Annotated in this window: 29 protein-coding genes and 1 tRNA gene; 22 read left to right on the forward strand and 8 right to left on the reverse strand. The window is 60.1% G+C overall.

Translation table 11 applies throughout. The features are described from left to right. Positions 1-115: 115 nt before the first annotated feature. Positions 116-1,546, forward strand: a complete 1,431-nt coding sequence (locus tag M0808_RS05035) for a DegQ family serine endoprotease (protein WP_123586894.1) — start codon at positions 116-118, stop codon at positions 1,544-1,546. Positions 1,547-1,625: 79 nt separating this feature from the next. Here the strand turns inward: M0808_RS05035 and M0808_RS05040 are convergent, their stop codons facing one another. Beyond that, the gene (locus M0808_RS05040) at positions 1,626-3,059 is read right to left on the reverse strand and encodes a M48 family metalloprotease (protein ID WP_007963277.1); all 1,434 of its coding nucleotides are present in this window, start codon (positions 3,057-3,059) and stop codon (positions 1,626-1,628) included. A 98-nt stretch (positions 3,060-3,157) separates the two neighbouring features. Here M0808_RS05040 and M0808_RS05045 point away from each other — a divergent pair, with 98 nt between their 5' ends. Together M0808_RS05045 and M0808_RS05050 are read left to right on the forward strand one after the other, a co-directional pair. Further along, positions 3,158-3,397 (forward strand): sulfurtransferase TusA family protein, encoded by a 240-nt coding sequence (locus M0808_RS05045; RefSeq protein ID WP_007963279.1) that lies wholly within the window; start codon positions 3,158-3,160, stop codon positions 3,395-3,397. Positions 3,398-3,428: 31 nt separating this feature from the next. After that, positions 3,429-4,499 (forward strand): AI-2E family transporter, encoded by a 1,071-nt coding sequence (locus tag M0808_RS05050; protein ID WP_003222568.1) that lies wholly within the window; start codon positions 3,429-3,431, stop codon positions 4,497-4,499. Between the two features lie 121 nt (positions 4,500-4,620). On the opposite strand, the gene M0808_RS05055 is transcribed toward M0808_RS05050, so the two are convergent. Next, complete coding sequence (locus M0808_RS05055; RefSeq protein WP_134785624.1) at positions 4,621-5,094, reverse strand: peroxiredoxin; 474 nt, start codon at positions 5,092-5,094, stop codon at positions 4,621-4,623. Positions 5,095-5,104: 10 nt separating this feature from the next. Beyond that, on the reverse strand, positions 5,105-5,665 hold the full coding sequence (locus M0808_RS05060) for a glycine cleavage system protein R (protein ID WP_007963284.1): 561 nt from the start codon (positions 5,663-5,665) through the stop codon (positions 5,105-5,107). Between the two features lie 325 nt (positions 5,666-5,990). Here M0808_RS05060 and dapA point away from each other — a divergent pair, with 325 nt between their 5' ends. From dapA to M0808_RS05095, 7 genes are all read left to right on the forward strand, one after another. Continuing rightward, complete coding sequence (gene dapA / locus M0808_RS05065; protein ID WP_098967670.1) at positions 5,991-6,869, forward strand: 4-hydroxy-tetrahydrodipicolinate synthase; 879 nt, start codon at positions 5,991-5,993, stop codon at positions 6,867-6,869. Positions 6,870-6,886: 17 nt separating this feature from the next. After that, positions 6,887-8,002, forward strand: coding sequence for an outer membrane protein assembly factor BamC (bamC, locus tag M0808_RS05070; protein WP_027614466.1), 1,116 nt, complete (start codon positions 6,887-6,889; stop codon positions 8,000-8,002). Positions 8,003-8,006: 4 nt separating this feature from the next. Beyond that, entirely contained in the window at positions 8,007-8,768 is a 762-nt protein-coding gene (locus M0808_RS05075; protein ID WP_247840157.1) for an MBL fold metallo-hydrolase, read from the forward strand. A 28-nt stretch (positions 8,769-8,796) separates the two neighbouring features. Beyond that, on the forward strand, positions 8,797-9,510 hold the full coding sequence (gene purC, locus M0808_RS05080) for a phosphoribosylaminoimidazolesuccinocarboxamide synthase (RefSeq protein WP_007963288.1): 714 nt from the start codon (positions 8,797-8,799) through the stop codon (positions 9,508-9,510). 84 nt (positions 9,511-9,594) lie between these two features. Beyond that, a tRNA-Ser gene (locus M0808_RS05085) sits at positions 9,595-9,684 on the forward strand. A gap of 346 nt (positions 9,685-10,030) precedes the next feature. Beyond that, positions 10,031-10,285: a type II toxin-antitoxin system HicA family toxin gene (locus M0808_RS05090; protein WP_247840159.1), complete on the forward strand. Its 255-nt coding sequence runs from the start codon at positions 10,031-10,033 to the stop codon at positions 10,283-10,285. Then, the gene (locus M0808_RS05095) at positions 10,282-10,614 is read left to right on the forward strand and encodes a type II toxin-antitoxin system HicB family antitoxin (protein ID WP_047598089.1); all 333 of its coding nucleotides are present in this window, start codon (positions 10,282-10,284) and stop codon (positions 10,612-10,614) included. Before M0808_RS05090 ends, M0808_RS05095 begins: the two co-directional genes overlap by 4 nt. Before the next feature lie 117 nt (positions 10,615-10,731). Here M0808_RS05095 and M0808_RS05100 read toward each other — a convergent pair whose 3' ends face one another. Both M0808_RS05100 and M0808_RS05105 read right to left on the reverse strand, forming a co-directional pair. Beyond that, a complete protein-coding gene (locus tag M0808_RS05100; RefSeq protein ID WP_027614505.1) occupies positions 10,732-10,938 on the reverse strand; it encodes a hypothetical protein in 207 nt (68 codons plus the stop codon). A gap of 138 nt (positions 10,939-11,076) precedes the next feature. Beyond that, positions 11,077-11,268 (reverse strand): DUF1508 domain-containing protein, encoded by a 192-nt coding sequence (locus tag M0808_RS05105; RefSeq protein ID WP_007963291.1) that lies wholly within the window; start codon positions 11,266-11,268, stop codon positions 11,077-11,079. A gap of 276 nt (positions 11,269-11,544) precedes the next feature. On the opposite strand from M0808_RS05105, the gene M0808_RS05110 reads away from it, so the two are divergent. The 7 genes from M0808_RS05110 to M0808_RS05140 all read left to right on the forward strand — a co-directional run bounded on the left by M0808_RS05110 (position 11,545) and on the right by M0808_RS05140 (position 18,515). Then, a complete protein-coding gene (locus M0808_RS05110; protein ID WP_247840161.1) occupies positions 11,545-12,510 on the forward strand; it encodes a glycosyltransferase family 2 protein in 966 nt (321 codons plus the stop codon). 3 nt (positions 12,511-12,513) lie between these two features. Then, positions 12,514-13,224: a class I SAM-dependent methyltransferase gene (locus M0808_RS05115; RefSeq protein WP_247840163.1), complete on the forward strand. Its 711-nt coding sequence runs from the start codon at positions 12,514-12,516 to the stop codon at positions 13,222-13,224. Then, positions 13,221-13,607, forward strand: coding sequence for a GtrA family protein (locus tag M0808_RS05120; RefSeq protein WP_096796603.1), 387 nt, complete (start codon positions 13,221-13,223; stop codon positions 13,605-13,607). Before M0808_RS05115 ends, M0808_RS05120 begins: the two co-directional genes overlap by 4 nt. Further along, the gene (locus tag M0808_RS05125) at positions 13,604-15,709 is read left to right on the forward strand and encodes a DUF6311 domain-containing protein (protein ID WP_247840165.1); all 2,106 of its coding nucleotides are present in this window, start codon (positions 13,604-13,606) and stop codon (positions 15,707-15,709) included. The genes M0808_RS05120 and M0808_RS05125 overlap by 4 nt, the downstream gene beginning before the upstream one ends. Positions 15,710-15,790: 81 nt before the next feature. After that, entirely contained in the window at positions 15,791-16,711 is a 921-nt protein-coding gene (locus M0808_RS05130) for a LysR substrate-binding domain-containing protein (RefSeq protein WP_027614510.1), read from the forward strand. A gap of 177 nt (positions 16,712-16,888) precedes the next feature. Beyond that, positions 16,889-18,097: a low temperature requirement protein A gene (locus tag M0808_RS05135; protein WP_247840167.1), complete on the forward strand. Its 1,209-nt coding sequence runs from the start codon at positions 16,889-16,891 to the stop codon at positions 18,095-18,097. Between the two features lie 52 nt (positions 18,098-18,149). Next, entirely contained in the window at positions 18,150-18,515 is a 366-nt protein-coding gene (locus M0808_RS05140; protein WP_027614512.1) for a 5-carboxymethyl-2-hydroxymuconate Delta-isomerase, read from the forward strand. A gap of 3 nt (positions 18,516-18,518) precedes the next feature. Here the strand turns inward: M0808_RS05140 and M0808_RS05145 are convergent, their stop codons facing one another. Together M0808_RS05145 and M0808_RS05150 are read right to left on the reverse strand one after the other, a co-directional pair. Beyond that, complete coding sequence (locus M0808_RS05145) at positions 18,519-19,454, reverse strand: LysR family transcriptional regulator (protein WP_098967678.1); 936 nt, start codon at positions 19,452-19,454, stop codon at positions 18,519-18,521. 200 nt (positions 19,455-19,654) lie between these two features. After that, positions 19,655-20,836 (reverse strand): cyanate transporter, encoded by a 1,182-nt coding sequence (locus tag M0808_RS05150; RefSeq protein WP_247840169.1) that lies wholly within the window; start codon positions 20,834-20,836, stop codon positions 19,655-19,657. Between the two features lie 254 nt (positions 20,837-21,090). Between M0808_RS05150 and rnd the strand changes: the two genes are divergently transcribed. The 3 genes from rnd (at position 21,091) to M0808_RS05165 (ending at position 23,565) form a co-directional block, all read left to right on the forward strand. Then, entirely contained in the window at positions 21,091-22,224 is a 1,134-nt protein-coding gene (gene rnd / locus M0808_RS05155; RefSeq protein WP_027614515.1) for a ribonuclease D, read from the forward strand. Beyond that, positions 22,221-22,514: a YcgL domain-containing protein gene (locus tag M0808_RS05160; RefSeq protein WP_247840171.1), complete on the forward strand. Its 294-nt coding sequence runs from the start codon at positions 22,221-22,223 to the stop codon at positions 22,512-22,514. Before rnd ends, M0808_RS05160 begins: the two co-directional genes overlap by 4 nt. A 118-nt stretch (positions 22,515-22,632) precedes the next feature. Continuing rightward, positions 22,633-23,565, forward strand: coding sequence for a D-2-hydroxyacid dehydrogenase (locus M0808_RS05165; RefSeq protein WP_003222601.1), 933 nt, complete (start codon positions 22,633-22,635; stop codon positions 23,563-23,565). A 124-nt stretch (positions 23,566-23,689) separates the two neighbouring features. On the opposite strand, the gene M0808_RS05170 is transcribed toward M0808_RS05165, so the two are convergent. Then, the gene (locus M0808_RS05170; protein WP_247840173.1) at positions 23,690-24,283 is read right to left on the reverse strand and encodes a nitroreductase family protein; all 594 of its coding nucleotides are present in this window, start codon (positions 24,281-24,283) and stop codon (positions 23,690-23,692) included. Positions 24,284-24,448: 165 nt separating this feature from the next. On the opposite strand from M0808_RS05170, the gene M0808_RS05175 reads away from it, so the two are divergent. Continuing rightward, positions 24,449-24,898 (forward strand): YcgN family cysteine cluster protein, encoded by a 450-nt coding sequence (locus tag M0808_RS05175; protein WP_027614519.1) that lies wholly within the window; start codon positions 24,449-24,451, stop codon positions 24,896-24,898. Positions 24,899-24,934: 36 nt separating this feature from the next. Continuing rightward, the gene (locus tag M0808_RS05180) at positions 24,935-26,164 is read left to right on the forward strand and encodes a hypothetical protein (protein WP_247840175.1); all 1,230 of its coding nucleotides are present in this window, start codon (positions 24,935-24,937) and stop codon (positions 26,162-26,164) included. Positions 26,165-26,193 lie beyond the last annotated feature (29 nt).

Raw genomic sequence — 26,193 nt, forward strand, 5'->3', positions numbered from 1 at the left:
CAGAGCCTCACGGCTCTGGCCTTGTCTGTTGTTCCCGGAACAAAAATACCGGCCCGCGGTTCCCGGTGTTCCTTGCTCCATATCGCTTAACCCTGCTCGTCGTAACGGGAGCTGTATGTCGATACTTAGCTTGAAGTCTTATCTCTCCATTTTCGCCACCGTGCTGGTGCTGGGTCAGGCTGTCCCCGCTGCCCAGGCGGCCGACCTGCCGGATTTCACCCAACTGGTTGAACAGGCCTCGCCTGCAGTGGTGAACATCAGTACCACGCAGAAGCTGCCGGACCGCAAGGTGAACCAGCAGATGCCTGACCTGGAAGGCTTGCCGCCGATGTTGCGCGAGTTCTTCGAGCGTGGCATGCCGCCTCAGCAGCGTTCGCCGCGCGGCGATCGTCAGCGTGAAGCGCAATCGCTCGGTTCGGGCTTCATCATTTCCTCCGATGGCTACATCCTGACCAACAACCATGTGATTGCCGATGCCGACGAAATCCTCGTGCGTCTGGCTGATCGCAGTGAAATGAAAGCCAAGCTGATCGGTACCGACCCACGTTCCGACGTGGCCCTGCTGAAAATCGATGGCAAGGATCTGCCGGTGCTCAAGCTCGGCAAGTCCCAGGACCTGAAGGCGGGTCAGTGGGTCGTGGCGATCGGTTCGCCGTTCGGCTTTGACCACACCGTGACCCAAGGTATTGTCAGCGCCGTCGGCCGTAGCCTGCCGAACGAAAACTACGTGCCGTTCATCCAGACCGACGTGCCGATCAACCCGGGTAACTCCGGTGGCCCGCTGTTCAACCTGAACGGTGAAGTGGTCGGGATCAACTCGCAGATCTACACCCGTTCCGGTGGCTTCATGGGTGTGTCGTTCGCCATTCCGATCGACGTGGCGATGGACGTTTCCAATCAGCTGAAAAGCGGTGGCAAAGTCAGCCGCGGCTGGCTGGGCGTGGTCATCCAGGAAGTGAACAAGGATCTGGCCGAGTCGTTCGGTCTTGATAAGCCGGCCGGTGCGCTGGTTGCGCAGATTCAGGATGACGGTCCGGCAGCCAAGGGTGGCCTGCAAGTGGGCGACGTGATCCTGAGCATGAACGGTCAGCCGATCGTCATGTCCGCCGACCTGCCACACTTGGTCGGTGCGCTGAAAGCGGGCGCCAAGGCCAACCTCGAAGTGATCCGTGACGGCAAACGCAAGAATGTCGAGCTGACTGTCGGTGCGATTCCGGATGAGGACAAAGAGCTGGCTGCACTGCCGAAGTCGGGTGCGGAAAGCAGCAGCAACCGCCTCGGCGTTTCGGTGGCGGAACTGACCGCTGAGCAGAAGAAAACCTACGACCTCAAGGGCGGAGTGGTGATCAAGGAAGTTCAGGACGGTCCTGCGGCTTTGATCGGTCTGCAACCGGGTGACGTGATCACTCACCTGAACAACCAGGCCATTGGCTCCACCAAGGAATTCGCCGAGATCGCCAAGGCGCTGCCGAAGAATCGTTCGGTGTCGATGCGCGTCCTGCGTGAAGGTCGCGCGAGCTTCATCACCTTCAAACTGGCTGAATAACCCGGTTGCGGTGAAATAAAAACCGCCTCGAAAGAGGCGGTTTTTTTATGCCTGAAATTTTTATGTCGCTGATGAAAACTCAGCCCATCATGTCCTTGATCATGCGTTCCTGCTCCATCAGCTCGCGCTGGCGTGCATCGATCCGCGAGGACAGCGGGAAGTTGCTGCCCGCCTTGCGCTTGGCAAAATCAAGCTGCTGGATCGCCTGACGATAATCGCCGACCAGCGCGAAGTACTCGGCGCGGGCCTGATGCAGACCAATGATGTTGCCAGAGAGGCCACGGGTTTCGGCGACCTGATACCACACGTCCGGATCATTCGGACGGGATTTGAGCAAGCTGTCGAGGGCTTTCTCGGCGTCGGCGGTGCGATTCTGTTTCAGCAACAGATCGACCCGAACCTGATTCAGTGGGTAGTTGCCCGGATACTGGGTGAGCATGCGGTCAACCCGCGTTTGCGCATCCGGCAGGCGGTTGTTGGTGATGTCCAGGTCGATCTGTGCGAGGTTGTAGATGATCTCGTTGGGTGACTTGGCCAGCAGCTGTTTGAGATTCTCCCTGGCTTCATTGAGCTGGCCGCCCTTGATCTGGGCGATCGCCAGGCCATAGCGCGCCACGTCGTTCTTCGGGTTCTCGTCCAGTTGTGCACGAAAGCGCTTGGCGCCCAGTCCCGGGGTTTCTTCGTAGATCAGCTGTACGCGGGCGCGGATCAACTGATAGCGCATGCTGTCTTCAATGCCGCCCGCTGGCGCTTGTTCTGCGCGGTTACGGGTGTCGGCGATACGCGATTCGGTCACCGGGTGAGTCAGCAGAAATTCTGGCGGCTTGGCGTCGAAGCGATACTGGCGCATCAGGCGTTCGAACATGGTCGGCATCGAGCGCGGGTCGTATCCGGCCTTTTCCAGATTGAGGATGCCGATACGGTCGGCTTCCTGCTCGTTCTGGCGCGAGAAGGTACGCTGCGACTGAATGGCTGCGGCCTGAGTACCGGCGATGGTCGCGATCCCGGCATCACCGCCACCGGCGGCGGCAATCACGATCCCGGCGAGCAGCGCCGCCATCATCGGCACCTGCATGCGCTGCGAAGCTTCGACGCCGCGCGCGAAGTGGCGCTGTGACAAGTGCGCCAGTTCGTGGGCCAGTACCGAGGCGTATTCGCCTTCAGTCTGCGCGTTGAGGAACAGGCCACCGTTGACCCCGACCACGCCACCCGGCGCCGCGAAAGCGTTGAGTTGCGGGCTGTTGATCAGAATGAATTCCAGGCGACGATCGGTCACCTGGCTGGTTTCCACCAGCTTGTAGACGCTGGATTCGACGTAGTCTTTGAGCTGCGGATCGTTGAGCTGTGCAACCTGACTGCGCAACATGGCCAGCCAGGCGCGGCCCAACTGGTATTCCTGTTGCGGAGAGACAATGGCAGAACTGGCGTCGCCAAGTGACGGCAGATCGTCGGCAAAGCCCGGTGAGGCGAGCAGGCAAGCGAGCGTCAGCAGGGTAGGGCGCAGAAATGTCATGCACAAAGCCTTAGAAGACAAAGACCTTACTGTAGCCGGACACCGGGCTTGCGACCAGATATTCTAGGCAGCTCAACCACCTGAACCGGAGTGACGCAATGACTGACGCTGTAGCCCATGACTGTGAATTGGATGCCAGTGGCCTGAATTGCCCGTTGCCGTTGCTCAAGGCCAAGATGGAACTCAACAAGCTGCCCAGCGGCGCGGTGCTCAAGGTGATCGCCACGGACGCGGGTTCGCAGCGTGACTTCCGCACCTTTGCCCGTCTGGCCGGTCATACGCTGCTGCGCGAAGAAGACGAAGCGGGCGTCTACCGTTACTGGTTGAAAAAAGCCTGAACCGACAGCGTAAAAGACCTAAGGATTATTGATGTTCAAAGTGTTACGCGACTGGATTCAGCGCTACTTTTCCGACGAAGAAGCGGTGGTGCTGGCGGTGCTGCTGTTTCTCGCCTTCACCGCGGTGCTCACGCTCGGTGGCATGCTCGCGCCGGTATTGGCGGGGATGGTGTTGGCGTATCTGATGCAGGGGCTGGTGCTCGCTCTTGAACGCATGCGCTTGCCTGGTGCGGCGGCGGTGGGGCTGGTGTTTGCGCTGTTCATGGGCGTGTTGCTGGTGTTCATCGTGGTGGTCTTGCCGTTGCTGTGGCATCAGTTGATCACGCTGTTCAACGAACTTCCGGGCATGCTCGCCAAATGGCAGTCGCTGCTGCTGTTGCTGCCGGAGCGCTATCCGCATCTGGTCTCTGACGAGCAGGTGCTGCAGGCCATCGAAGCGGCGCGTGGCGAAATCGGCAAGTTCGGCCAATGGGCGCTGACCTTTTCCCTGTCGAGCCTGCCGCTGCTGGTCAACATCATGATCTATCTGGTGCTGGTGCCGATTCTGGTGTTCTTCTTTCTCAAGGATCGGGCCATGATCGGCGAGTGGGTGCGCGGCTATCTGCCCCGTGAGCGAGCGCTGATCACCCGCGTGGCGCAGGAAATGAACCGGCAGATCGCCAACTACATTCGTGGCAAGGTCATCGAGATTGTGATCTGTGGCGGCGTGACCTACATCGCGTTCGTCGCGCTCGGCCTCAACTATGCGGCGCTGCTGGCGTTGCTGGTCGGGGTGTCGGTGGTGGTGCCGTACGTCGGCGCGGTGGTGGTGACCGTGCCGGTGTTGCTGATTGCGTTGTTCCAGTGGGGCTGGAGCGATCAGTTCATCTATCTGATGGCGGTCTACGGGATCATTCAGACCCTGGATGGCAACGTGCTGGTGCCGTTGCTGTTTTCCGAGGCGGTCAACCTGCACCCGGTGGCAATCATTTGTGCGGTGCTGTTGTTTGGCGGGTTGTGGGGGTTCTGGGGCGTGTTCTTCGCAATTCCGCTGGCGACGCTGTTCAAGGCCGTGCTGGATGCGTGGCCGCGCAAGGAGCCGGTTGTCGCTCCGTTGCTTTAAAGCCGGATTACTCGTTGCGGCTTATGGCCTCTTCGCGAGCAAGCCCGCTCCCACAGTTGACCGAGGTCTATGTGGGAGCGAGCTTGCTCGCGAAGGCGTCAGTGAAAACGACGCAGAAATATCAGGCCTTGTTCAGCGCCTGAGCCGCAGTCAGCACAGCATCCACATGTCCCGGCACTTTCACGCCGCGCCATTCCTGGCGCAGCACGCCATTCTTGTCGATCAGGAATGTGCTGCGATCAACGCCCAGATATTCCTTGCCATACAGTTTCTTCAGCTTGATCACGTCGAACAGCTGGCAGACGGCTTCATCCTTGTCGCTGATCAGCTCGAACGGAAATTCCTGCTTGCACTTGAAGTTCTCGTGAGACTTCAGGCTGTCGCGGGAGATACCGAAAATCTCGGTATTAGCGGCCTGGAACGCCGCGTACTGGTCACGAAAACCCTGGCCTTCGGTGGTGCAGCCGGGGGTGCTGTCCTTCGGATAGAAGTAGATCACCACTTGCTTGCCCTTCAGGGCGGACAAGCTGACGGTCTGCCCGCTGGTGGCAGGTGCTTCGAAATCCGCAACCGGTTGGTCGATGACAACGGCCATGAAAGCTTCCTTACATTGGGTTTTGTGGGCGCCAAGGTTCGATCAGCGCATCCAGGTTCATCGCGTCGGCGAAGTCCAGGAACTGGTCGCGCAGCCAGCTGATCTGGGTGCCGGCCGGCAGCGTTACGGTGAACGTGGCGTTGAGCATGGTGCCGCCAGTCTGCGGGGCCTGATAGGTATCGCAGGTCAGGTTTTCCAGCTCGACGTTGTGATCCATGAAGAACTGGCACAGCTCATTGATGATGTCCGGGCGATACGCCGAGCTGACATAAGCCACGTACGGCAGGGCCTGTGGACGATTTTCCAGGGCCGCGCTGCGTACCACGTTGACGGTGAATGCGTGGCGCTTGGCCAGGGTCGGCAGGCTGCCTTCGAGGCGGGCCAGCGCGTCCCAGCTGCCGGAGATTTCCAGCACCAGGGCGCTGCATTCGCCATGGCGAGTCAGGCGGGAGGTGACGACGGCGCAGCGATTTTCATGGCTGGCGCGGCACAGGACGTTAGTCAGCTCCATGGGGTTGGCGCCAAGGGCACTGATGACAAGGAATTGTTCGCGAACTGTGGGGGTGGACATGCAGCATTCCTAAAGCGATGAGCGGTCGGTAGGTCGATGGGCGTTGGCCGTCGGGAAGCGTCTGCGCGTGCCCGTTCAGAAAGCCCCGGGCCGTGGCTCGCAATTCGCTCCAATAAAGGCGGAGCGTGCAGCAGCGACACTGGAACGGGGCCTGGGAGGCCGAAAGGGGAGGCTGGAACCCGGCGTACAAGCTGATCTGTACCGATCAAAGTCTGAAGGGTAGCGAAAACCGACGCCAAGGGGAATGGCGGCGCAGTACTTCGCTTGTGCAAGCATCTTGGCGCCAGTACCATTACCGCTCTCTTTTTCCGGCAGGAGCGGTTTCATGATTGCGGGCAGTATGGTGGCACTGGTCACTCCCATGGATGCACAAGGGCGTCTTGACTGGGACAGCCTCAGCAAACTCGTGGACTTCCATCTCAAGAACGGCACCCATGCCATTGTCGCGGTCGGTACTACCGGCGAGTCGGCGACCCTTGATGTAGAAGAACACATCGCCGTCATCAAAGCCGTGGTCAAACAGGTAGCCGGGCGCATTCCGGTGATCGCCGGTACCGGCGCCAACTCGACCCGCGAAGCCGTCGAGCTGACCCGCAACGCCAAGGAAGCCGGCGCCGACGCCTGCCTGCTGGTAGTTCCGTACTACAACAAGCCGACCCAGGAAGGCCTGTACCAGCACTTCAAGCACATTGCCGAAGCCGTCGACATTCCACAGATTCTCTACAACGTTCCCGGCCGCACCTCCTGCGACATGCAGGCCGAGACCGTAATTCGCCTGTCCAGCGTGCCGAACATCATCGGCATCAAGGAAGCCACCGGCGACCTGAAACGCGCCAAAGCCATCATCGACGGCGTGAGCAAGGACTTCATCGTGCTGTCCGGCGATGATCCGACCGCGGTCGAGCTGATCCTGCTGGGCGGCAAAGGCAACATCTCCGTAACGGCCAACGTCGCCCCGCGCGAAATGGCTGACCTGTGCGAGGCCGCGCTGAACGGCGACGCCGAGACCGCACGGGCGATCAACGAAAAATTGATGCCGCTGCACAAGGACCTGTTCATCGAAGCCAACCCGATTCCGGTGAAGTGGGCTTTGGTTGAAATGGGCCTGATGCACGAAGGCATCCGCCTGCCGTTGACCTGGCTGAGCGCTCCTTGTCATGAAACGCTTCGCACGGCCCTGCGCCAGTGCAGCGTCCTGGTTTAATTGAGGAAGTACAACGCATGAAGCGAATGGCCGGACTTTCCGCACTTGCCTTGATTATCTCCAGCACCAGTGGCTGCGGATGGGTCTGGGGCCCGGAAGGTTATTTCCGTGACCGTGGTAGCGATTACCTGGAAGCGCAACAGACTGCACCGATGCAACTGCCACCGAATGTCAGCACCTCCAAGCGTCTGGATCCGCTGTTGCCGATCCCGCGCAACGTGGCCGATGACACGGCGAAGGGCGAATACGTGGTACCGCGCCCGCAACCGCTGACGGCGGTTGCCGAGGCGACCGACTACTCGCTGCAGAAGAGCGGTGACTCGCGTTGGGTCGTGGCCCAGCACCCGCCGGCCGAAGTCTGGCCAGTGGCGGTACAGTTCTTCCAGGACAATGGTTTTCGGCTGGATGAACAGCGTCCGCAAACCGGCGAATTCACCACCACCTGGCAGCATTCCGACGAACTGTCCGCCGCCATGGCCAAGCGCCTGAGCGCCGCCGGTGTCGGTGCCGACAGCGAAACCCGCGTGCGGGTGCGTATCGAGCCAGGCGTGCAGCGCAACACCAGTGAAATCTACGTGGTCAGCGCCGAGCGTCCTGCCGGCAGCACCGCCGACGTCGATTTCACCAACCGTTCGGTCAACACTGGCCTGGACGCCGCGCTGGTCGACGACATGCTCGCGAGCATGAGCCGGATCTCCGAGAAGGGTGGTTCGGTGTCGATGCTGGCTTCGCGCGATTTCGATACCCCGAGCCGTGTCAGCCTCAGCGAAGACGGCAGTGGCAACCCGGTACTGAACGTCGGTCCTGACCTGGATCGTGCCTGGTCGAGCGTCGGTCGTGCGCTGGAGCAAGGTCAGTGGCGCGTTGAAGACATCAACCGCAGCCTGGGCCTGTACTACATCAACCTGGCCGAGAAAGCCGAGAAGAAAGACGACAAGCCTGGTTTCTTCAGCAGCCTGTTCGGCAGTGCGCCGACCAAGGAAGAAGTTGAAGCCCGCGCCGAGCGTTATCAGGTTCGCCTGAGCAAGGTCGGTGAGAACGTTCAGGTGACCGTAGAGAAGAACATCAATACCGTTGCGCCGGCCGATGTGGCGCGCAAAGTGTTGAGCGTGATTCAGGACAACCTGGGCTGATCACATGCGCTTTGCCGTTCTCGGCAGCGGTAGCCAAGGGAACGGCACGCTGATCGCCAGCGCTGATACCTATGTGCTGGTGGATTGTGGTTTTTCCCTGCGGGAAACCGAAAAACGCCTGTTGCGTCTGGGGATTCACCCGGCGCAACTGAGCGCGATACTCGTAACCCACGAACATGCCGACCACGTGCATGGCGTGGGTTTGCTGTCTCGGCGCTACAATCTGCCGGTCTACCTCAGTCGCGGCACACTGCGCGGGATGCGCAAACCGATCGAACCCGCAGGCTTTCTGGCCGGCGGCGAGCAGCTGCAGATCGGCGCACTGAACATCGGGGTCATTGCCGTGGCCCATGATGCGCAGGAGCCGACCCAGTACGTATTCAGTGATAACGAGCAGCGGCGCTTCGGCCTGCTGACCGACCTGGGTTCCTATTGCGAGCGGGTGCTGGACGGCTATCGGGATCTCGATGCGTTGATGATCGAGTCCAACCACTGCCGCGACATGCTGGCCCGTGGTCACTATCCGTACTTTCTCAAGCAACGGGTGGGCGGCGAGCTGGGACATTTGAACAACCATCAGGCGGCATTCCTGGTGGCCGAGTTGGGGTGGCAGGGCTTGCAGCATCTGGTTCTCGCCCACCTGAGCAGCAAGAACAACCTGCCGCAGCTGGCCCGGCAATGTTTCGTCGACACCCTCGGGTGCGACCCGGACTGGCTGCAACTGGCCGATCAAGATTCAGGGCTCGACTGGCGCCATATCGCCTAGCCCATCTACTTAGCAAGCGGAGCCCATCATGGAAAAACGTGAAGAACTCTACCGCGGCAAAGCCAAATCGGTTTACAAGACCGACGACGCTGACCGTTTGATCCTGCTGTTTCGCAACGACACCTCGGCGTTCGACGGCAAGCGCATCGAGCAGCTCGACCGCAAAGGCATGGTGAACAACAAGTTCAACGCCTTCATCATGCAGAAACTCGAAGCGGCCGGCATTCCGACCCAATTCGACAAACTGCTGGGCGACAACGAGTGCCTGGTGAAGAAGCTGGACATGATCCCGGTCGAGTGCGTCGTGCGTAACTACGCCGCCGGCAGCCTGGTAAAACGTCTGGGCGTCGAAGAGGGCATGAAGCTCAACCCGTACACCTTCGAACTGTTCCTCAAGGACGACGCCAAGGGCGACCCGTTCATCAACGAATCCCACGTCGTGGCATTCGGTTGGGGCACCGCCGAGCAACTGGCACGCATGAAAGAGCTGTCGCTCAAGGTCAACGAAGTCCTGAGCAAACTGTTCGACGACGCAGGCCTGCTGCTGGTGGACTTCAAGCTTGAATTCGGCGTGTTCAGCGACGGCTCGATCGTCCTCGGCGACGAGTTCAGCCCGGACGGCTGCCGCCTGTGGGACAAGGACACCAAGAAGAAGATGGACAAAGACCGCTTCCGCCAGGGCCTCGGTGACGTCATCGAAGCCTACGAAGAAGTCGCCAATCGTCTGGGTGTACCGCTTTAATCGACGCAAGCATCTGATAGCACGAAGAAAATTTTCGAAAGAGGGTTTGCTTTCGGCAGAAGTGTTGTTATGATGCGCGCCGTTGGAGAGATGCCAGAGTGGCCGAATGGGACGGATTCGAAATCCGTTGTACCTTCACCGGTACCTAGGGTTCGAATCCCTATCTCTCCGCCATATATAGAAAAAGCCCCGTAGCTGAGAAGCTACGGGGCTTTTTTGTTTCTGCTCGCTTGAGTAATCAGCAAATCCTGTCGCCGGAACCCGAGGTTGAAAACTCGATAATCGGATGTGACTCGATTGATGCCGGTTCGTACGTAACTCTCGGAGTCTACCTACAGCTCTATTTCCAATCACTCCTTATCCTGACCTATGTGCCCAATATTGACCGGATTCGGATAAAAAGACGCCGTTTTCAAGCTTGGAGGGTGGCGTTGTCCGCTTGTTCAAGGGGGCGCTTCATGGATCAGCGATATGAATCGCGATTGTCAATTTTTCCTGCGCGGTATCATGGTGTAATACTATGAACAACAAACAACTCGGTACGCTCGCAGCTATATTTTCACGACCCACACCCGCCACGTTGGAATGGGCGCGCATCGAGTCTCTGTTCAATGCGGTCGGGGCCAGAACCGTGGAAGGCAATGGTTCGCGAGTTCGGTTTGAATTAAGAGGTGTGGTTGCTACGTTCCACCGACCTCACCCGGATAAAGAAGCAAAGCCCTATCAGGTTCGTGATGCTCGGGCTTTTCTTGAACAAGCAGGAGTCATTCCATGAACGTGATGAATTACAACGGGTATGCAGCCCGAATTGAATACAGTGATGAAGACGGTCTTTTTGTTGGTCATATCGCTGGGATCAAGGACGTTGTAGGTTTTCATGGCGAATCTGTAAAAGAGCTTCGGTCAGCGTTCGAAGAGGCTGTTACTGACTATCTGGAGACTTGCGCAAAACTGGGCCGTGCTCCTCAAAAGCCTTATTCGGGCAATCTCAGTCTGCGTTTGGCGCCAGCTCTTCATGCGACTGTTGCCGTAAAAGCGCAATTGGCTCAAAAAAGCATTAATCAGTGGGTTGCGGATGTTCTTGACCGAGAGGCCCATGCCTAGCTTGATTCTGGTCTGGAGGTTGTACGTCGTTCCCGAACAGAGCAAATAGCCCCGTAGCTGAGAAGCTACAGGGCTTTTTTGTATCTGCGAGTTTTACCGAGCACCCGCCTCAGCCACTCACGGCTGCGGATGCCCGAGCTTCTGTTTGATCAGGTCATACACTTCCTTGTGCGTCGAGTTGCGCAGGGTGTTGTCCTTGCAAGCCGAGGCCAGGAAGGTTTTCACTTCGTCCTTGGCGTGCGGATAGAGGCTGGCGACGTAGTCGGCTTCGTGTGTCTGGGTGCAGTTGAAGTGCTTGTCGTCTTTCGCTTTGTCTCTAGCCATGGTGCGGCTCCTTTTGAGTTTGAACGTCATTTGGCGAAACAGGGCTGGATGGCCCCGTACGCTGAACAGCGTAGGGGCGCAAAAGTGCTTTGCCAGTGCTTCAGACGAAAAAGGAAGAGGCTGTAGGACGCGGCGCCATCAGATTTCCTTCACCGGCGTCTCCCCCTGCACACCCTTGATCAACTCGATCACGTGTAAACAATCGGCCTTGTTCACATACGACTCGCCACTGGCAATCGTCTCGTGGTTCCCCGCCCGCAGCCTCCAGCGCCATTGGCCTTTGCCGGTGCTCGGGGTGCCTCGGGATTGCCTGTAGATCTCGAAATACATTCAGTTCGCTCCTTGCGATGGTGTTTGCGACAACCTGTGTGGCGCATCGTCGCAAGCCTAGCGGAGCGAGTTTTTTTCGCTATCGGGTATTTGTTTCCAATCGTTGGCAGATGTTTCTGAAGAGTGCGGGCTAGAGCGCACGCATCGGCGTCTGGATTGGCCAGAATGTCGCCCTTTGCACCTTGCAAGGCTATCGACGCTACTGCTTAATACGGGACGGCTCATGGCGTTGAAAATGCTTCGACGACCGACAAACACTATAAAAAGAGCACTCCATTGACTGAGCATGGAACGGCACAGGCCACACGGGCCACGTTATCGCTGGTTGTCCCGGTTTTTAACGAGGAGGACAGTCTCGACGCGTTCATTCTGCGCATCGATGAAGTCTTCCAGCACCAAGCCTCAATTGCTTTGGAGCTGGTGTTCATCAATGACGGCAGCACTGATGCCACACTTGAGCGGCTGCTGGATCGTCAGCGGCACGACTCGCGGCTGCGCATCGTCGATCTGAGCCGTAACTTCGGCAAAGAGGCGGCGTTGTCTGCGGGATTGCAAATCGCCAATGGGCAGATTGTGGTGCCTATCGATGCCGATCTGCAGGACCCACCCGAAGTCATTCTGCAAATGATCGAGCGATGGCGCGAGGGCTATGAAGTGGTGCTCGGTCATCGTGTCAGCCGCCGCAGCGACACCTGGGCCAAGCAGACGTCGGCGCATTGGTTTTACCGCCTGCACAACAAGATCGCCGAGCAACCGCTGCCGGAAAACGTCGGCGATTTCCGCCTGATGGACCGTTGTGTAGTCGATGCCTTGCTGACTTTGCCCGAGTCCCGGCGCTTCATGAAGGGCCTGTTCGCCTGGGTCGGTTTTCGGACTACCCACGTTGATTACGAGCGGCCCGAGCGCGTGGCGGGGCAGAGCAAATTCAACGGCTGGCGGCTGTGGAATTTTGCCCTGGAAGGCATCACCAGTTTCAGTACCGAACCGTTGCGGATCTGGACTTACATCGGCGCCGCGGTGTCGCTGGTGTCCTTTGCCTTTGCCATTTTTATCGTGTTGCGCACGCTGATCCACGGCGTCGACATGCCCGGTTATGCCTCGCTGATGGTGGCCGTGACGTTCCTCGGTGGCCTGCAATTGATTGGCATCGGCGTACTCGGCGAGTACCTCGGCCGCACTTATATCGAATCCAAACGCCGGCCGGTTTTTCTGGTGCGTCGCGTCTACGACCCCAAGGACTGAAACATGGATCTCAAGGAAACCGATATCCTCGGCGACAGCATCGGTGAGCATTGGTATTACTGCTCCAAAGCGGCGGCGACTCGTCGTCTGCTCGGTGATGTACCGATTACGCGGATTCTCGACGTGGGCGCCGGCTCGGGTTTCTTCTCCCATCACCTGCTGACTCAAACCGATGCGCGCGAAGCGTGGTGCGTCGACATCAGTTACCCCGCCGATTCCGATACGACCACCGTCGGCAAACCGGTGCATTACCGCCGCGATATCGACGCCATCGACGCTGATCTGGTGCTGCTCATGGATGTGCTGGAGCATGTCGACGATGACCTCGGTCTACTCAAGGCTTACGTTGACAAGGTGCCGTCCGGCAGCCGTTTCCTGATGACCGTGCCGGCGTTTCAGTTCCTGTGGAGCGGTCACGACGACTTCCTCGAACACAAGCGCCGCTACACCCTGCCGCAGTTTGAAACCCTGGCCCGTGATGCCGGTTTGAGCGTGCAGCGCGGTGCCTACTATTTCGGCGCGGTGTTTCCGATCGCGGCGGCGTTGCGTTTGCTGCCCAAAGGGCCGCAGGCCGCAGCGCCGCAGTCTCAGCTCAAACGCCATCATCCCATGGTCAACGGCGTGCTCAAGACGTTGTGCAGCCTCGAACTGCCGCTGATGAGCCACAACCGTCTGGCCGGGCTGAGCGTGTTCGTGCTGGCGCAAAAACCGTGACTTCAGTTGAAAGGAAAACGCTGATCCAGCGCGGTCTGCGCTTTGCCGTGACCGGTCTGTTCGTCACCGCGCTGCATGCGCTGGTGGCTGTGCTGTTCATCAATTTCGTTGCGCCGCAACCGCCGCTGGCCAACGGAGTGGCGTTTGCCGTGGCAACGGTGGTGTCCTACGTGATCAATACCACTTGGAGTTTCTCGGCTCGGTTGCACGGCAGAACGTTGCTGCGATTTCTATTGGTATCGGCGTGCGGTTTTCTGTTGGCGATGTTTGTCGCCTGGGCCGCGCAGGTGGCCGGGTTGAATTATCTGTTGGGCATTGTCGCGGTGGCGCTGACGATTCCGGCATTCACGTTTGTCTTGCACAACTTCTGGACGTATCGATGAAGCTCTCCGCAACACATCGGGCGACTGCGCTGCTGCCCGTGCTCTTGGGAATTCTGGCGTTTTTCATTGTGGTCGGCCCACGTGCCTTGAACCCGATGAACATTGCATGGCTGGGCGACGGCGACCCCGCCACGCACTATCAGGGTTGGGTTTTTTTTCGTCATTCGCCCTGGACGTTTCCACTGGGGCTTAACCCGAGCTATGGGCTGGAGTTGGGTAACGGGATAATTTTCTCGGATTCCAATCCGTTGTTCGCCTTTATCTTCAAACCGTTCTCAGCCCTGTTGCCTGAACCCTTCCAGTATTTCGGGCTGTGGCTACTGACGTGTTTCATTCTGCAGAGCTGGTTTGCCTGGAAGCTGATTGGCCTGTTCAGTCGCGACGTGGCGTTGCGTTTGCTTGGTGCCGGAATGTTTTTGTTCATTCCGGCGATGATCGTCCGCATGAGCGTACATCTGTCTCTGGCTGGGCATTTTCTGTTGCTGGCAGGGTTATATCTGGCATTGCGCCCCTTTACGCCGAAACGCCGCCTCGCCTGGGGCGCGCTGCTGGCGGCGGCTGCGCTGGTGCACGCTTATTTGCTGGCGATGGTTGCGTTGATCTGGCTTGCCGACCTTGCCGCGAAAACCCTTCAGCGGCGCCAGACGCCGGGTAAGGCCTTGATCGAGTTGATCGGTCTGTTTCTGCTGGTCAGTGTCTGCTGCTGGCAGGCGGGTTATTTCAGCATAGGCGACAGCGGTCTGGCGTTGATGGGGTATGGCCTGTTCCGGGCGAATGTGCTGACCTTTTTCGATGCGGGTGTCTGGTCCTATACCTTGCAGGACATGCCGGGTGTACTGGGCGACGGCGACGGGTTCGCATTTCTGGGCCTGGGCGTGATCTGCCTGGGGATCTTTGCCTTGGTGCCGGTGCTGCAAGGGACGACTGACCTGGGAGCCAAGGCTCGCCGTTACCCGTTGGTTTTGCTCGCGCTGGCAGGGCTGGCGATATTCGCCGTTTCCAACAATATCGGCATAGGGCCATTCGAATTCAGGATTCCGCTGCCGGATGCGGTGGTTGCCGTGGCCACGATTTTTCGTGGCTCGGGGCGAATGATCTGGCCGCTCATGTACATGGCCATTTTTGCGATCCTTTATGTGGTGATTCGCGGGCACTCCTCGCGCGTGGCGTTGATGCTGCTGAGTGTGGCGCTGGTGGTTCAGGTGGCAGACACGCGCGCCGGCTGGGCGGTGTCGCGCGGTTTCTTCATGGCCACGCCGTCGCCCACATGGAAGACGCCATTGGTCGACCCGTTCTGGGAGCAGGCGGCGAAGCGTTATCAGGCAGTGCGCTGGCTGCGACCGGAGAATTATCCGGAACAGTGGATGACCCTGGCCGACTACTCGGGTCGCCATCACTTGCCGACCAACGCGGTCTACCTTGGGCGCGCCAGTACGGTTGCCACTGAAGCCGCTCAAGCGGTGTCGGATCGAATGGTCAGTTCTGGAAACTATGCAGCCGATACCCTGTACGTGCTCAGTAACCGTACTGTGCTGGAAGCAGCTCTGACCTTGAATCGCGACACCGATGTGCTCGCCAGAATTGACGGGTTGAACGTCTTGGCGCCGGGCTGGAAGCGTTGCACCGACTGCCTGCCGATATCGGCCCCGGACCCATTGACGCTGATCCCGCCACTCAAGTCGGGCGAGAGAGTCGTGTTCAATCCCAGCAGTCTGGCGACGTTTTTCCTCGGTAAAGGGTGGGCGAACAATGAACCGTGGGGCACCTGGTCCGAGGGGAATGAGTCGCAAATTGCCCTGCGGCCGACTGCTCGGGTGCACTCGTTCTTGCTGGAAACCACTGCGCTGCTGGCCCCTTCACACACCGAGCAAGCAGTGGAAATTTTCGTAAACGATGTACGCGTGCTGTCCACCCGGCTGGTCAAGCCTGAAGCGAATCGCCTGAATGTCGAGTTGCCGGTCGAAGTGCAGCAGCGTGTCGAGCAACAAGGTGTGCTGAATATTCGTTTCAAATACGCCAACGCTATCAGTCCGGGGGAGTTGGGCATGGGCAAGGACATGCGCAAGCTGGCGATCGGGATACAGGCGTTGACGGTGAATTGAGCCGGTGTTGTTCCTTTCGCCCATAGACGCTGTCCATGGGCCTTTCTAAACTGCCCGCAGACCGGGGAGTAGGGGCAATGGATGAATCGAAATGAATTACGCAAGGCCGACATCAATCTGATGGTGGTGTTCGAGACCTTGATGCTCGAACGCAACGTGACCCGGGCGGCGGAGAAGCTGTTTCTCGGCCAGCCGACCATCAGTTCGGCGCTCAATCGCTTGCGCGCGATGTTCAACGATCCGCTGTTCATTCGCGTCGGCCATCGCATGGAGCCGACTGCCCGGGCCGAAGAGCTGTTCAAGTACCTGTCGCCGGCCCTCGACTCACTGTCGGTGGCGCTGAGCCTGACTCACGATTTCGACCCGGCCGTGAGCAACATGACGTTCCGGATCGGCCTGTCCGATGACGTCGAATTCGGCCTGCTGCCACCGTTGCTGCGGGCGCTGCGTCAGGAAGCACCCAGCGTAGTGTTCGTGGTGCAACACGTCGACTACTGGCGCATCCCCGACCTGCTGGCCGCCGGCGACATCACCGTCGGTATCAGCCAGACCCGGGGCCTGCCGGCCAATGCCAAGCGCAAACTGCTGCGGCATATCCAGCCAAGCATCCTGCGCGCCGACGCCTCGGATTCGCCGCTGACTCTCGATGAATACTGTTCGCGCCCACACGTACTGGTGTCGCACACCGCCAACATCAGCGGCTATGCCGATGAGTGGCTGGCGGAAATCGGCCGCACCCGGCATGTGGTGTTGTCGGTGCCGCAATACAGTGCGCTGCCGGCATTGCTGGCCGGCACCGACCTGATCGCCAGCCTGCCGGACTACACCGCCGAAGCCATGGCTGCCTCCGGGCTGTTGTTCAAGGAACCGTTTCCGTTCAAGACGCCGATGCTGGATCTGTCGATGGTCTGGCTCAGCCACGTCGACAGCGACCCGGCCGAGCGCTGGCTGCGTTCGCGGCTTGAGGCGTTCATGAGCGAACGGCCACTGACCGCCCCCTGAATCCCACCACAAATCTCCCCTGTAGGAGTGAGCCTGCTCGCGATGAGGGTGTGTCAGTCGACATTGATGTTGTCTGACACGACTCCATCGCGAGCAGGCTCACTCCTACAAGGGTTTGCGTTCGTCTGGTCGGGCTGCTTTGCTCAATGGCAATGACCCCGGCTGGAGACTTGTCCGATGAGCATTTCCCGATCGTTGCTGCGTGGGCGCGGCAGTCTCGACAGTGGCAAGGTCGGCATGGTCGAGTTGTTTTTCGATCTGGTGTTCGTGTTTGCCGTGACTCAGCTCTCGCATTCGTTGCTCGCGCAGTTGTCGATTCTGGGCGCGGTGCAGGTGGCGCTGTTGATGGTCGCGGTGTGGTGGGTGTGGATTTTCACTTCGTGGATCACTAACTGGCTCGACCCGGAAAAATTGCCGATCCGTCTCGGCCTGTTCGGGCTGATGATCGCCGGTCTGTTGCTGTCGTCCTCGATTCCCAAGGCTTTCACCGAGCGCGGGCTGATGTTTGCTTCGGCGTTCGTGTTCATGCAGGTCGGGCGCACGTTGTTTGCGATCTGGGCGGTGCGTGGCGAATCGCTGAGCATGACCCGCAACTTCCAGCGGATTCTGGCGTGGTTGATGTGCTCCGGCGTGTTCTGGATCGCCGGGGCCTTTCTCGACGGGCAGCAACGTCTGCTGTGTTGGGCGCTGGCGCTGCTGATCGAGCTGATCTCGCCTTCGCTGTATTTCTGGGTGCCGGGGCTGGGGCGTTCGTCGTTGAGCGACTGGAACGTCGAAGGCAATCACATGGCCGAGCGTTGCGCGCTGTTCGTGATCATCGCCCTGGGCGAATCGTTGCTGGTCACCGGCGCGACGTTCGCTGAACTGACGCTGAGCGCAACCGGGATCATGGCGTTTCTGGTGGCGGTGCTGGGCAGCATCGGCATGTGGTGGGTGTACTTCGACAGCGGCGCCGAGCGCGCGCATCACCGCATCGCGCATTCGAGCGATCCCGGGCGCCAGGCGCGCATCGCCTACACCTACCTGCACGTGCTGATTGTTGCCGGGGTGATTGTCAGTGCGGTGGCCGACGAACTGGTGCTGGTGCACCCGGATCACGCCAGTGACGCCGGGATCCTGGTGATCGTGGGCGGGCCATGGCTGTTTCTGTTGGGCAATGCGCTGTTCAAGTGGGTCATGTCCGACCGACCGCTGCCGCCGTTGTCGCATCTGGCGGGGCTGGTGTTGCTCATGCTGGCGCTGCCATTGGCGTTGAATCACTGGTTTTCGGCGCTGGTACTCGGGGCGCTGACCACGGCGATCGTGGTGCTGGTGGCGCTGTGGGAAAGCCTGGCATTGCGTCAGGCGTCGGCCTCGATAACCTCGGAAAAAGCCGCAGGAGAGTAGGGCAGCGCTGTGGTATATGTACGACCTTTCTGCCGACTGACTGGAGCACCCCATGCCACACCTGCACATGGAATACACCGCCAACCTGCCGCAGTTGAACGCTGATGTGGCGTTGATCCGGCTCAACAACGCCCTGGTGGGTTCCGGTCAGTTCGCTGCGGAGTTCGATATCAAGAGCCGGGCGGTGAAGGTCGAGACCTTCAAGGTCGGTACCGGCATGGGTGAGCGTGCTTTCATCCATGTGAAACTGGCGCTGCTCAGTGGTCGCTCGCCGCAGATCAAGAAGCAGCTCTCGGATAGCCTGCTGGCGGTGTTGCAGGATCTGTGCGAGTGGCCGGCCGGAGTTGAAGTGCAGTTGTGTGTGGAGTTGCTCGATATCGACCGCGATTCCTACACCAAGACCGCCATCGGCATGTAGGACTCAGGCCGTTTCCAGCTCACTGCACACCTTGATCACCTGCTCGCGCAGCCAGACGTTGGCGCTGTCCTGATCGGCGTTCTGGCTCCATTGCATGTCGAGGGTGAACCCCGGCAGGCCGTTCGGCGCCTCGCAATGATTGAACACCGCGTCGTTGGTCAGCAGGCGCTGGATGCGCCGGGGCAGGGTGAGGATGAAATCGGTGCCGGTGATCATCTTCAATGCCGCGCTGTAGCTGTTGGAACGCGCGACGATCTGCCGTTTCTGCGCCTGACGCGCCAGCCAGCCATCGACCATGTTGGTGGTGGAAGTCCACGGTGTCGGGAACACATGGCGCCGCTCGGTGAAGGCCTGCAGGCTCAGGCGCGGTTCCAGCGGCGTGGCGCGTTTGTCGAAGACACAGACCAGATCGTCCTCCAGCAGCATCCGCGATTTCAGGTCGGTGTGGCTGCGGTGGAAGTTGGGGCCGAAACAGATCACCAGGTCGAGGCTGCCGTCGCGCAGTTCGTCGGCGGGCACATCGGTCTCGAACTTGTGCATGTTGACCACCACCGGCAAATCGTCGAAGTCGAAACGCTTCAACAGCCGTGGCAGCACCAATTGCTCGAAGTATTCCGGGGCGCAGATATTGAAGGTCACCGCTTGCCGGGTCGGATCGAAGGCCGGGGCGCCGGCGTGGCACAGGTTGATGCTTTCGAGGATCTTCTGCACATGGCCGTACATGGTGCCGGCCTTGTAGGTGGGACGCATGCCCGTGCGGGTGTTGATGAACAACTCGTCTTCGAAACTGGTGCGCAATTTTTTCAGGCAATAGCTGACAGTGGACTGGCTGACGCACAGCGTCTCCGAGACATCCGTGACGCTGCTTTGCTCATACACGGCGATAAACACCATGAGGTCCTGCATGTCGAGCTTTCGAAGCAAGTTACTGTTCAGCATCCGTTCCGTCCCGCTGTGCTCCTTGCGCTGAATCCGCGCAAACGTGTGCGCATGATCGTAGCGGAACGATGGTGCCAGGACAAAGCCCTGTAGGACGTTTCGATGTCGCTAGTGGGACAGAAAGTTTTAGTAACACGACGTCGACAAATAAACCGCAAAAAGATGGCAACAGGCCTCTAGCCCGGCGGCGGCATTCGGCTTCAACGGATGTGTCGGGCGTACAGCCGAGGGTCGAAGCGCAGCACTATCAGCAGCATCACCACCATCACTGCGGTCAGCGACCACCAGGCCCATTCAAAGCTGCCGAGCCGGTCGCGGATGATTCCGGCCAGCAGCGGCGAAAGCCCGGCGATCAAGTAGCCGATGCCTTGCACGAACGCGGTCAGGCTGCCGGCGCGCTGCGGGTTGTCGAGGTGATCGAGCGAGACGATTAGACTCATGGGGAAGAGGCCGCCAATCCCCAGCCCCAACAGGCATGGCCACAACAGGCTGAGGTGTTGCGGGCTGAGGATCAATCCGCAGAAGCCGCCGATGATCAGCAACAGCAACGCTACGAGGACGGCACGGCGATCACGGCTACGGTTGGCGATGGCCGGCGTCAGCAGCCCGGAAATCACCTCCATGGCGGTCAGAAAACCTAGCAGCAGCCCGGCCTGCTGTTCGCTCCAGCCTTGCTCCACGTAGTACGGCGCCAGCCACGCGAGTACGCAGGTGTAGGACGCCGTGCCGAGGCCGAAGAAGATGGCGAGCAGCCAGGCGCGGGAATTACGCGTGAAGGACTCTTTTCCTACAGGCGTGATCTGGAGGGATGACGGGATCGACTGTGTCCACCAGACCAGCAACGCGAGCAAGGAAAGTGCCGCCCAGATCGCCAGCCCGATGCGCCAGCTGCCGGTCTGCCCCAGCACCAGCGGCGAAAATGAGGCGGCCAGCGCGGCGCCGCCCATGATCGATGTGACATACAAGCCCATGCACAGCGCCACATGGTCGGGGAAGCGTGACTTGATCAGCACCGGCATCAGCGCCTGAATCAGGGCGATACCCATCCCGGCCAGCACTGCGCTGCCAATCAACTGCGGTGCCGAATCGAGCACCAGCCGCGACAGCGTCGCCAGGCCGATGATCAACAACGACAGGATCACCGTGCGTTGCTCGCCCAGGCGCCGGCTAATGCCAATACCGAAAAACATCGCCAGCCCCATCGCCATCACTGGCAGCATGGTCAGCAGCGAAGCCACGCTGAAACTCAGCGGGATATCGCCACGAATTGCCGACAGCAACGGCCCGACGGCGGCCATGGATGGGCGCAGATTGAGTGCGACGAGAATGATCCCGAACATCAGCCAGGCAGCGGGGCGAGCGGGGGCGCGGACGTGTTCCATCGGCAGACTCTGGATTGCGGAGGCTGTCGATTAGGCGGCGCGCAGCACTTATCGGCAAATCAGATTTCCCGAGCATTATTTAAAAATTAAATATGGCTCTCCTACATGGGGAGGTTCGGATTCCTCTTGCTGACCACGCTGTAAGACTATTCTTTCTTTCTGGCAGGACATTTCGTTACAGCTCTGGCCCAGCGCAGGCGCGTAAAACGCCGGCGGCGATATATACTGCGCGCCATTCTTCAAGGGAGAGCCGTGTGGCCATCGATATTCACTGGATTCGCGACAACGAAAGCCTCGCGCAGTTTTGCGCCGAGTGGCAGCAACTGCCGTTCGTTGCCCTCGACACCGAATTCATGCGGGTCGACACCTTCTACCCGATTGCCGGTTTACTGCAGGTCGGCGACGGCAAACGCGCCTACCTGATCGATCCGCTGACCATCGACGCCTGGCAACCGCTGGCGGCGTTGCTGGAAAACCCGGCGGTGCTCAAAGTCCTGCACGCCTGCAGCGAAGACCTCGAAGTGTTGCTGCGCCTGACCGGCAGCCTGCCGGCGCCGCTGTTCGACACACAATTGGCAGCGGCCTACCTGAACCTTGGGTTCTCGATGGGCTATTCGCGGCTGGTGCAGGAAGTGCTGGGCATTGAGTTGCCGAAGGGCGAAACCCGTTCCGACTGGTTGCAGCGTCCACTTTCCGACACACAAATCAGCTATGCCGCTGAAGACGCAGTGCATCTGGCGGAAGTTTTCGTACAGCTGCGGCCGAAGCTGTCCGACGACAAATTCGCCTGGGTGCTGGAGGACGGCGCCGAACTGGTCGCCAACCTGCGCCGCGAGACCGACCCGTACGAGGTCTACCGCGAAGCCAAACTGGCGTGGAAACTGTCCCGTGCGCAACTGGCGGTGCTGCGTGAACTGTGCGCCTGGCGTGAAAAGGAAGCGCGTGCCCGTGATCTGCCGCGCAACCGCATCGTCCGTGAGCACTCGCTGTGGCCGCTGGCCCGCACGCAGCCGGACAACCTCGCCGCGCTGGGCAAGATCGAAGACATGCACCCGCGTACCGTGCGTCAGGACGGCCAATTTCTGCTTGATCTGATCAAGCGCTCTGGCAGTGTGGGCCCTGATCAATGGCCGCCGGCGGTGCCGGAGCCATTGCCGGTCGAAGCGGCTGCGCTGATCAAGCAACTGCGCGCCCTCGGCCAGGTCGAAGCCGAACGCCTGGGCATCGCCCCGGAACTGATGCTGCGCAAGAAAACCCTCGAAGCGCTGGTTAAAAGTGGCTTCCCCGAGGGTCCTTATCAATTGCCTGAGTCGCTGCGTGGCTGGCGCCGCGAACTCATGGGCCAGAAGCTGCTGGACAGCCTGGCCACCGCCGGAGAACAGCCTTGAAACGTATTTGCTCCATTTACCAAAGCTCGAAGAAACCCGGGATGTATCTTTACGTGCTCAAGAGCGATGCTCTGGAGCGTGTGCCGGAACCCCTGATGCTGGCGTTCGGCAAGCCGAAACATGCCTTCGATCTGGTGCTGTCGCCTGAGCGCAAGCTGGCCAGCGAGGACATCGTCGTGGTCCTGGAAAACCTCGACAAGCAGGGCTATCACCTGCAGATGCCACCGGCCGAGGACGAGTACATCGAACACCTGCCCGAAGAATTGCTACGACGCAACGACCCGGTCTGATCTGCGAGGCCCTGTTCTGGGCCTCTTGCCCCCCTGGAACTGATTTTACGGCGACGACCGCCACGAAGGAGCGCGACTCCTTCGGCGGTTGCCTGCACGGTTTGCGAAAGGTTTGAAGATGCGCGTTCTGATTGCTGAACACGACCACGCGGTGTACGCCCGGCTGCTGCGTCAGGCGGCCCCCGAGCTTGAAGTACTGACCAGTGGCGACTCCGCCGAACTGGCCCGGCAGGCGGCCGATTGCCCGGTGTGGCTGGGGCAGCCGGATCTGCTGGCGACCCTGCTGCGTCAGGGCCATCAGCCGCAATGGCTGCAATCGACCTGGGCCGGCATCACGCCGCTGCTCGCTGACGGCTTGCGCCGCGATTACCGCCTGACCCGCGCGGTGGGAATCTTCGGTCAGGTGATGGCCGAATACGTGCTGACCTACATGCTTGGCCACGAGCGTGAAGTGCTGGCGCGCCTGGTCAGCCAGGTCGAGCGCAAGTGGGACAACCGCACCGGCCAGAGTCTGGTCGGGCGCAAGGTGCTGATCGTCGGCACCGGCGATATCGGCCAGAGCGTGGCGCAGTTTCTGCTGCCGTTTGGCGTCGAGCTGTACGGCATCGCCAGCAGCGCGCGCGAGCAGGCGCCGTTCGTCGAAGTCGGCTCGATGGCGGATCTGCCACGGCTGGTGGGCGCGGTCGATTACGTGGTCAATCTGCTGCCGAATACCGAGCACACCCACGACATTTACGACGCGGCGCTGTTCAAGCAATTCAAGCCTACCGGGTTGTTCATCAACGTCGGGCGCGGCGTGGCAGTGGTTGATGCGGATCTGGTGGAAGCCCTGAAGGAAGGGCATCTGGCGGGCGCGGTGATCGACGTCTGCCGTCAGGAGCCGTTGCCGCAACGCCATCCGTTCTGGACCGCCTGGGGCCTGCTGCTGACCGGACACAGCTCGGCACCGACGTCGCCGGCGTTGATGGTGCAGTTGTTCGTCGAGAACCTGAAGGCGTATCAGGCGGGAGAAGCGTTGCGCGGGGAAGTGGATTTCAACCGCGGATATTAAATCCACCGCGATACCTGTAGGAGTGAGCCTGCTCGCGATGGCGTAGTGTCAGTCGACATTGATGTTGTCTGACACTACGCCATCGCGAGCAGGCTCACTCCTACAGTGGTTTTTGCATGGTGGCTTAGAGGGTGAAGTTGCCTTCTGCGGCCAACTCGCTCAGCGGGCGACGCGGGCTCGGCACTTCACGAGCCTGCAGGTATTCGGCCAGGGTCACCTTGTCACCCAGCTTGCCGATAGCGACCGCCGCATGCAGCGCATAACCTTGCGGAATGTTCAGCTCCTTGCGGGTCAGCTCCTGATCGAAACCGGCCATGCCGTGGGTGTGCCAGCCGCTGATGCTCGCTTGCAGCGCCAGGTGGCCCCAGGCCGAGCCGGTGTCGAAGGTGTGCCACAGCGCCGGGGACTCTTCGCTGGCACCGGGGGCGGTGAAGGTGGTTTTCGACATCACGATCACCAGCGCCGAAGCGTGTTGCGCCCAGCTGCGGTTGAATTCATTCAGCAGGCCCAGGAAGCGCTCCCAGTTCGGCGTGTCACGGCGCGCATACAGAAAGCGCCACGGCTGCGAGTTGTACGCCGAAGGCGCCCAGCGTGCGGCTTCGAAAAAGCTCAGCAGGGTTTCTTCCGGGATCGCTTCGCCGGTGAAGGCGCGGGGCGACCAGCGGTCGGTGAACTGCGGGTGAATGGCGTAATCGGCGACGCGAGGGTTGGCACTCATCGAAAGATTCCTTGCTGTGTTTGAGTCATGAATTCGTGGCAAAACCCTACTGGGCGGCGATTCGGCTGACAAGCGCGATTTACCGACAGTCGCCAGCGCTTGGCCCGCAAGGCCTTGGGCACTAGACTGGCGGCCTTTTCACCACCTGATGTTGATGCTTGAGCCATGGCCGCCAAAGTCGAACCGTTCTGGAAACGCAAAACCCTCGAGCAACTGGATCACGAGGAATGGGAATCGCTGTGCGACGGCTGCGGTCTGTGCTGCCTGCAGAAACTCGAAGATGAAGAAGACAACAGCGTCTATTACACGCGCATTGCCTGCAAACTGTTGGACCTGAAAACCTGCCAGTGCAGCGATTACCCGAACCGCATCAAGTTTGTCCCGGACTGCATCCAGCTCACTCCTGGCCAGGCCGAAGAATTCAAATGGCTGCCGCCGACTTGCGGTTATCGTCTGGTAAGTGAAGGCAAGGATCTGCCGCTGTGGCACCACCTGGTGTGCGGCGATCGTGACGCCGTGCACCACGAACGGATTTCCCAGTCCGGGCGCATGCTCGCCGAAGGCAGCGTGCCGGAGGACGACTGGGAAGATCACCTGATTTTCCGGGCTGGTTAAGCACCAAGGGTTTCCAGGATTCAACAAGGAGTGTGTATGGCTGGGGGATTGCTGCGGGCATCGCTGATCGGCCTGCTGGCGCTAAGCGCACCAGTGTGGGCGGCGAAAAAAGTCGACCTCGATTACCACGTACGCCTGTTGCCGCAAAGCGATCAGGCCGAAGTGCGCCTGACCCTGGCCAAAGGTGAAGCGGTGCGCAGTCTCGACTTTGACCTCGGTGACGGCAGCCATTACAGCGACTTCAAGGCCGATGGCCAGTGGCAACTGACCCCGGGCAAACAGACCCGGGGCCTCTGGCGCCCGATCGGCGACAAGCCCAGCCTGACTTATCGCGTCACCATCAGCCACGGCCGCAAGAGCGGTAGCTTCGACACGCGCATGACCCCGAGCTGGGCGCTGCTGCGTGGTGATGATCTGGTGCCGCCGGCCAGGCTCGATCAGCAGGATGGCATCGAGCTGGTGTCGCGTCTGCAATTCGAACTGCCCAATGGCTGGCAAAGCGTTGAAACCGCCTGGCCGCGCATCGGCAAGAACAAATTCCGCATCGACAACCCGTCACGCCTGTTCGACCGCCCGACCGGCTGGATGCTCGCCGGTCACCTCGGCAGCCGCCGCACGCGCCTGGGCGAAACCGAAGTCACCGTGGCCTCACCGCAAGGGCAGGGCATGCGGCGCATGGATGTGCTGACCTTGCTGACGTTCGTCTGGCCGCAGGTGCAAGCGGTCTATCCCCGGCATCCGAAAAAACTGCTGATCGTCGGTGCCAACGACCCGATGTGGCGCGGCAGCCTCGGTGCGCATGAGTCGATTTACCTGAACACGCGTTTGCCGCTGGTCAGCGAGAGTGGCAGCAGTGCGCTGGTGCGTGAGCTGGCGCAGGTGTTCGGGCGCATCAATGACGAGCAGCGCAGCGACTGGATCAGCGAAGGCTTTGCCGAGTACTACGCGATCGAACTGGTGCGCCGTGCCGGTGGCATGAGCGATGAGCGCTATCAGGCGTTACAGGCGAAGCTGAACAGGGACAGTCAGAAAGTCACGACCCTGCGCGGCGAGCAGATCAGCCCGGCGCAAATTGCCAAAGCGGTGGTTGTGCTGCAGGAACTCGATCGCGAGATTCGCTTGAAGACGCGCAACAAGCGTTCGCTGGATGATGTGTTGCGTGGGGCGATGCATCTCGGGACGGTGGACACCAAGGCGTTTGTGCAACTGGCCGAGAGTGTTCTGGGCGAGTCTTCCAAAGTCCTCGATAGCGCATTACTTCAGTAATACCGCCTTCGCGAGCAAGCCCGCTCCCA

This window comes from Pseudomonas sp. MWU12-3103b (genome assembly GCF_023100615.1).
GTDB classification, from domain to species: domain Bacteria; phylum Pseudomonadota; class Gammaproteobacteria; order Pseudomonadales; family Pseudomonadaceae; genus Aquipseudomonas; species Aquipseudomonas putida_A.